Below are 1,259 nucleotides of genomic sequence, written 5' to 3'. Positions count from 1 at the left end.
ATTTATATAACTAAAGATACACCTATAGAAAAAATACCGGCTCAAATGTTTGATGATATAATTGGCAATATCACCTTTTATGTTAATGAAGAGATGTTGGCAAACAGTACACCGAAAGAAGTGGTATATAAGATAGCAGCCACAATGGCTAAAAATAATGTGCCTACAATGATGTATGTAAGCTTTATAAAAAAAGATATATATAAGTATGGGATTAATATTGATGAATATTACAAGTTGGAAGATGGTGAGTTATTTATTTCACCTGAAAGAGTAATAGAAAACAATAAGAAGTTTTTTGTATTTTTTTTAAAAAAAGATAAAAATTATGAAGATCCATATTATTGGATAAGTGTAGATTATGATTATAAAAAAAGAAAATTTTTTATTCACGATTTTGAAGATAAATCTGAAACGTATATAGAATAATTGTAATATATTTGTGATACAATGTATTTATTTAATATAATAAAAACAGTAATTAATTAGGAGGGATTAAGATGGCAAGTAAATTAACAGAAGAACAACTGATGTTTATTGGACAGCTTGATATATCTAAAATGGGAGAATATGGAAATACAAGGCTCTAAAAAACCTAAAATATCTAATATAATAGAATATGCAAACAAAGAAAATAGTACTTTTTGGGCAGAAAACAAGGAAACTAAAATTGTAGGAAGCTATAACCCTGTTGAAATAAAAAAATATCATTGTTTTATGGACGAATATGAATGGATAAAAAAGAAAGAAAATTATATATACTAATAGCTTGAATATATAAAAGGAGCCACATATATGAATGAGAATAAAGAGAATAAAAAAAATAGAAAATACATAATATATCTGATACTGATAATAATGTTAATATCATCATTTTATATAGAAATATATACAGGTAATGAAAAACAAACAATATTTAATTATGTAACAAGTACACTAAAACTAAGCGCGAAAGAAATAAGAAAACGAAGAAAAGAAAAATTTCATAAAGATATACTGGATAAATTAGAAAAAAAATACGGAGAAAAATTTGTAATAATGTCTGAATATGACGGAGATGTACCGTTTGGAGATTTACAGCAATATGTAGTGGTAAGGACACAGGATGATTCGCATAGATTCAAAGTACAGGTAGATTTTGATACGTACAGCATATATGGAGATACATATACAGGGTATTATCTATATCCAAAATATGAAAAATACATCAAAAAAATATTGTATGATGGAATACGGTGAGAACGTAACTTTAGTATAGG

2 protein-coding genes and 1 pseudogene are annotated in these 1,259 nt (G+C 25.7%); all 3 read left to right on the top strand.

Features of this window, described 5'->3' with window-relative positions; all coding sequences use genetic code 11:
* Positions 1-429, top strand: a pseudogene (locus HMPREF9629_RS11955) (hypothetical protein); the annotation flags it as partial.
* A gap of 141 nt (positions 430-570) precedes the next feature.
* Positions 571-765: a hypothetical protein gene (locus tag HMPREF9629_RS11205; RefSeq protein ID WP_040012724.1), complete on the top strand. Its 195-nt coding sequence runs from the start codon at positions 571-573 to the stop codon at positions 763-765.
* A 30-nt stretch (positions 766-795) separates the two neighbouring features.
* On the top strand, positions 796-1,239 hold the full coding sequence (locus tag HMPREF9629_RS11200; RefSeq protein WP_009526479.1) for a hypothetical protein: 444 nt from the start codon (positions 796-798) through the stop codon (positions 1,237-1,239).
* Positions 1,240-1,259 lie beyond the last annotated feature (20 nt).

Origin of the sequence: Peptoanaerobacter stomatis (assembly GCF_000238115.1) — a bacterium.
Taxonomy (GTDB): domain Bacteria; phylum Bacillota; class Clostridia; order Peptostreptococcales; family Filifactoraceae; genus Peptoanaerobacter; species Peptoanaerobacter stomatis.
Note: the sequence above shows the minus strand (reverse complement) of the source record. Positions and strands in the feature narration are given on the sequence as shown.